We start from the raw sequence: 4,763 nt of genomic DNA, 5'->3' as shown, positions 1-4,763 counted from the left end.
AAGCCAATCCAATGTTCCAATAAGGGTCATTGGAACAATACAAGGATGAAAAAAGCCAATTCAATGTTCCAATAAGGGTCATTGGAACAACATAAGGATGAAAAAAGCCAATCCAATGTTCCAATAAGGGTCATTGGAACAACACTAGGGTTAAAAACAGCCACCCAATGTTCCAATAAGGGTCATTGGAACAACATAAGGATGAGAAAAGCCAATCCAATGTTCCAATAGGGGTCATTGGAACAATACGAGGATGAGAAACGGCAAACCCAATGTCCCAATAGGGGATAGTGGAACAATCTAATGAAGAAAACCTCCAGCGAATTGTTCCAACTATTCGTCCCCAAAAAATATACTTTAAACAAAAATCCCCGGCAAACTATCACTCTGCCGGGGATTTTATTATTAAATTATCACCCTTCTCCAGGAATGAATTCAAGCTTCTTCCTTAATTTCTCCTCACTGTAAATCCAGCCTGTATAAGAGCTTAAAATTCCTAATTCCTTGCTAAGATTCACGACAGCAACAAATGGATAGTGTCCATTGCTGCGATAGCGCAAGTCGATGAATCTTACTTCGTAGTAATCATCATATTCATCACATTCCCAACGGTAAACTGGCGAAAATGACAGGAAGGCTGATAGATTTTTATCTTTTTTAGCCGCTTTAAGAACTGGTGTTTCCGGAACAGGTACACGGTTAAATTGATCCAGGATCCTCACGTGGCTTTTATGGGCACGACCGACAAAGAATTGATGCTTGTTCATCACAGCCACTCTCCATTGATTGAATCGCATTGTAGGGGCGATGATGATGTCAGTGGCATCGGGAACAATTTTGATAACCGCTTGTTTTACCCGGTGTTTAACAAGAAACCGGTATAAATAGTAGAAAACAAGTATCGCGTAAATTGTCAGGAAAGTGTATCCAGGGTGAGCACCAAAGACCCATAGAAATAATCCGACAACATGGATCCCAAAAATTATTGGATCAAACGTATTTATTACTCCTAAAGCGACCCATTTCGACGAAAAAGGCCTTAAAGCCTGAGTTCCATATGCGTTAAATATGTCGACAAAAACATGAAGGAATACAGCGATAAATGTCCAAATCCATAAATGCAGCAAATTTGCTTCCGGATGGAAAGCGTATATAACCCCTGTAATCAGCAGCGGCCAAAGAAGCACTGCGGGGATTGAATGGGTTATTCCACGGTGGTTACGTATATAAACTGCATTATTCTTTAATTTCAATACGGTGTCTATATCGGGAATTTGTGAGCCGATAAGTGTCGCGATTAAGACACTGCTGGCAGTGGCGGTGCTTTCACTGACTGCGGGATCGAGCGTTGCTAATCCGCCAAGGGCAAATCCCATTACTACGTGGGTACCGGTATCCATTTAACCGCCTCCTTATAAAAGATTTTTTAGTTTCATGAAGTTATAGGTAGTTAAAAGTTCTTGTCACAACAGAAATTATAGTTTACTTTTAAAGGGCTATATTCAGCAGTCTGCCCTTTACGACCAATATTTTTTCATAAAGGAGCTGTCTAGCATGATTCAAATGATTATCCAGTATGAGGTAAAACAAAGTCTGCTTGGCCAATATCTGGAGGCTATCGATAAAATTTCAGATATGCTCCCTGAGTTTGGGGCAAATATGTTTTCATACAGCCAGTCGGAACAACGGAATATGTTCATTGAATCATTCTATGTACCGACTGAGGCACATTATCATGCAATGAAAAAATTACGGCTTACCCGGAGCCATTCTGTATTCGGCCGCCTTGAAGACTTCGTGCCTGGCGGGCTTGAACGGATAGGTTTCATGGCCATAAAGCAGAAACGATAATATTATATTCCCAAATTTCCGGAATGTTTAACACGTGGAGGAACAAAAGTGGCAACAGACATCAAGAAAAGTGTAGATAAAATGGATATAAAATCCTTTCAGGATGACTTGATAGGATGGTTTGCAAGTGAGCAGCGTGATTTGCCGTGGAGAAAAGATAAGGATCCTTACAAAGTATGGGTATCTGAAATCATGCTTCAGCAAACGAGAGTAGATACCGTCATCCCATATTTTAATCGATTTTTGGATAATTTTCCAACGGTCGAGGCGCTGGCAAATGCTGACGAAGAAAAGGTACTGAAGGCCTGGGAAGGTCTTGGTTATTATTCCCGGGTACGAAATTTACAAACCGCTGTCAGGGAAGTACATGAAAAATATAGCGGTAAAGTTCCGGATTCACCTTCGGAGATTTCTACATTAAAGGGAGTCGGCCCATACACGGCTGGTGCCATCCTGAGCATCGCCTACGGTTTGCCAGAACCAGCTGTTGATGGAAACGTTATGAGAGTATTTTCCCGTATTTTGCAGATTTGGGATGATATCGCCAAACCGTCCTCGCGAAAAATTTTCGAAGAAGCGGTAAGAGAGCTTATCTCTCACGAAAACCCCTCCTACTTCAATCAGGCATTGATGGAGCTTGGTGCTCTTATTTGCACTCCAACATCGCCATCATGCTTGCTATGTCCAGTCAGGGAGCATTGCCAGGCCTTTCAAGAAGGTGTCCAAACTGAATTGCCGGTGAAAACCAAAAAGAAAAAACAGAGAAATGTGCACCTGGCTGCAGGCATCTTTTCGAATGATGAAGGGAAAATCCTGATTCGTAAAAGACCGGAAACGGGTTTGCTTGCTAACTTATGGGAGTTTCCGACTGTTGAACAGAGCTTAGATTTCCAGCGCCAGCGTGATCAGCTTGCCGAGCATTTTGAAGAACAATATGGATTAACGCCTAAAGTTCATGAGTCTCTCGGACAAATCGATCATGTCTTTTCTCATTTAATCTGGAATATCCAAGTGTACAGCGTCGGTTTTACAGGGGAAATCAAGGAAACGCCACAACTAAGGCTTGTTTCTGAAAATGAAATCGAAGAATTTGCTTTCCCGGTGCCATACCAAAAGATGCTTAAGCAGTATCTGGAATACAAAAAGGCTGACTAACCATAGAGTTATCAGCCTTTTTGTTTTTTTATCACGGGTCTGGTCTTGCTCAAGAGTTATGCTTTGGCATTAATCATAGCTTTGTTTTGTGCCATGTGTATAATCAGCTTCATTGCGGTTCAAACCGCCTCTTCGTTCAATTTCTTCAATGATTTCTCTATGGATTGATTGGCCTTCAACATTTAAATAAGGAACCATTTGCTGCAGGGAATGGTGGAAGAAAGCAAGCTCACTGTCCTTCCAATCTGTTTTTGACATCATGGACAATTCGGTCATATCGCGGCCTACATACATTTGTATCATCCTTTCAAGTGAATTTAACCTATGGTTATTGTTTTCAGGTTCGGATGTTTTTATCAAACAAACAGATAGTGGATGATTTCTTCCACATTGTCATATATACCTGAAAAAGCTAAAATGAAACAAAACAACGAAAGCTCGCCCACATTTATTGAGTGGCTAAGCAGGAGCATTTTGCTGCTATTTACATAAGAGCTAAAAATATAATAAAGAGAGGGATTTTTTTATGACTCAGAAAGTTGCATTGATTACGGGCAGCAGCCGAGGAATCGGTAAAGCTTCAGCAATTAGATTGGCAAAAGAAGGCTATGACATTGTCGTCAATTATGCGCGCAGCAGAAAAGCCGCACAAGAAACAGCAGATGAAATAGAGGCCCTTGGCAGGAAGGTGCTTGTTGTTAAAGCCAATGTCGGCGATGTGAGCAAGATTAAGGCGATGTTCGAACAGATTGATGAAGAGTTCGGCAGGCTTGATGTCTTTGTGAATAATGCTGCATCCGGTGTGCTTAGGCCGGCGATGGAGCTCGAGGAATCACATTGGGACTGGACAATGAATATCAACAGCAAGGCGCTATTGTTCTGTGCCCAGGAAGCAGCAAAGCTGATGGAGAGGAACGGAGGCGGTAAAATCGTCAGCATCAGTTCGTTAGGCTCGATTCGTTATTTAGAGAACTACACAACGGTAGGTGTTTCGAAAGCGGCACTTGAAGCATTGACTCGCTACCTGGCTGTTGAGCTTGCCCGTAAAAATATCATTGTCAATGCTGTTTCCGGCGGTGCAGTTGATACAGAAGCATTGACACACTTCCCGAACAGGGAGGAGCTGCTTGCTGAAGCGAGAGAGAAAACTCCTGCAGGCAGAATGGTCGAGATTGACGATATGGTTAATGCCGTCATGTTCCTTTTAAAAGATGAATCCAGCATGATTCGCGGCCAAACAATTATTGTCGATGGCGGAATTTCATTGTTAGTTTAGATTTACATTTTGGATGAATTTGGTATAAAAAAATAGGATAGCTCACTCCACGGTTGGTTAAATTAATATTCGTGGAGGTGATAACAATGGCAAAACAACCTAATCAATCACAAGCTGGTACAAACATTCAGCAGGTGAGACAACAAAACGCTCAATCTGGACAAGGCGCACAAGGCCAATTCGGCACTGAGTTCGCTAGCGAAACAAACGCTCAAGAAGTACGTCAACAAAATCAACAAGCTGAAGCTAAAAAAGGTCAAAACTCTGGCCAACAGAGCTAAGATCACCAATACGAAAGGCACTCTTTATTCGAAGAGTGCCTTTTCCAATAAGGTGGGTGGCCTCAGGCGTCTTTTACTCCGAAATAAGCTCCCAGAACGCCCGCGGAAAGCGATCGTCTGGAGACGATGCAAATAGTGCTTTTAGCATACTAGAGTTGTGATGATAATCCCCTCTGAGAATAGAAGCCCTACGAGAACAA

6 protein-coding genes are annotated in these 4,763 nt (G+C 42.2%); 4 read left to right on the top strand and 2 right to left on the bottom strand.

Annotation, left to right across the window (positions count from 1 at the left end; genetic code table 11):
• Nucleotides 1-413 precede the first annotated feature (413 nt).
• On the bottom strand, nucleotides 414-1,400 hold the full coding sequence (locus V7654_RS10715) for a metal-dependent hydrolase (protein WP_335430327.1): 987 nt from the start codon (nucleotides 1,398-1,400) through the stop codon (nucleotides 414-416).
• Between the two features lie 154 nt (nucleotides 1,401-1,554).
• Here V7654_RS10715 and V7654_RS10710 point away from each other — a divergent pair, with 154 nt between their 5' ends.
• Nucleotides 1,555-1,851: a hypothetical protein gene (locus V7654_RS10710; RefSeq protein ID WP_335430326.1), complete on the top strand. Its 297-nt coding sequence runs from the start codon at nucleotides 1,555-1,557 to the stop codon at nucleotides 1,849-1,851.
• Between the two features lie 81 nt (nucleotides 1,852-1,932).
• Nucleotides 1,933-3,006, top strand: coding sequence for an A/G-specific adenine glycosylase (mutY, locus tag V7654_RS10705; protein WP_335430354.1), 1,074 nt, complete (start codon nucleotides 1,933-1,935; stop codon nucleotides 3,004-3,006).
• 69 nt (nucleotides 3,007-3,075) lie between these two features.
• Here mutY and V7654_RS10700 read toward each other — a convergent pair whose 3' ends face one another.
• Nucleotides 3,076-3,300, bottom strand: a complete 225-nt coding sequence (locus V7654_RS10700) for a hypothetical protein (RefSeq protein ID WP_335430325.1) — start codon at nucleotides 3,298-3,300, stop codon at nucleotides 3,076-3,078.
• Between the two features lie 232 nt (nucleotides 3,301-3,532).
• Between V7654_RS10700 and fabL the strand changes: the two genes are divergently transcribed.
• Together fabL and V7654_RS10690 are read left to right on the top strand one after the other, a co-directional pair.
• Nucleotides 3,533-4,282 (top strand): enoyl-[acyl-carrier-protein] reductase FabL, encoded by a 750-nt coding sequence (gene fabL, locus V7654_RS10695; protein WP_335430324.1) that lies wholly within the window; start codon nucleotides 3,533-3,535, stop codon nucleotides 4,280-4,282.
• Nucleotides 4,283-4,368: 86 nt separating this feature from the next.
• Nucleotides 4,369-4,563 carry a gamma-type small acid-soluble spore protein gene (locus V7654_RS10690; RefSeq protein WP_335430323.1) on the top strand — a complete coding sequence of 65 codons (195 nt, stop codon included), beginning with the start codon at nucleotides 4,369-4,371 and terminating at the stop codon, nucleotides 4,561-4,563.
• Nucleotides 4,564-4,763: the final 200 nt, after the last annotated feature.

This window comes from Bacillus sp. JJ1609, assembly GCF_036967045.1.
Classification (GTDB): domain Bacteria; phylum Bacillota; class Bacilli; order Bacillales; family Cytobacillaceae; genus Mesobacillus.
Note: the sequence above shows the minus strand (reverse complement) of the source record. Positions and strands in the feature narration are given on the sequence as shown.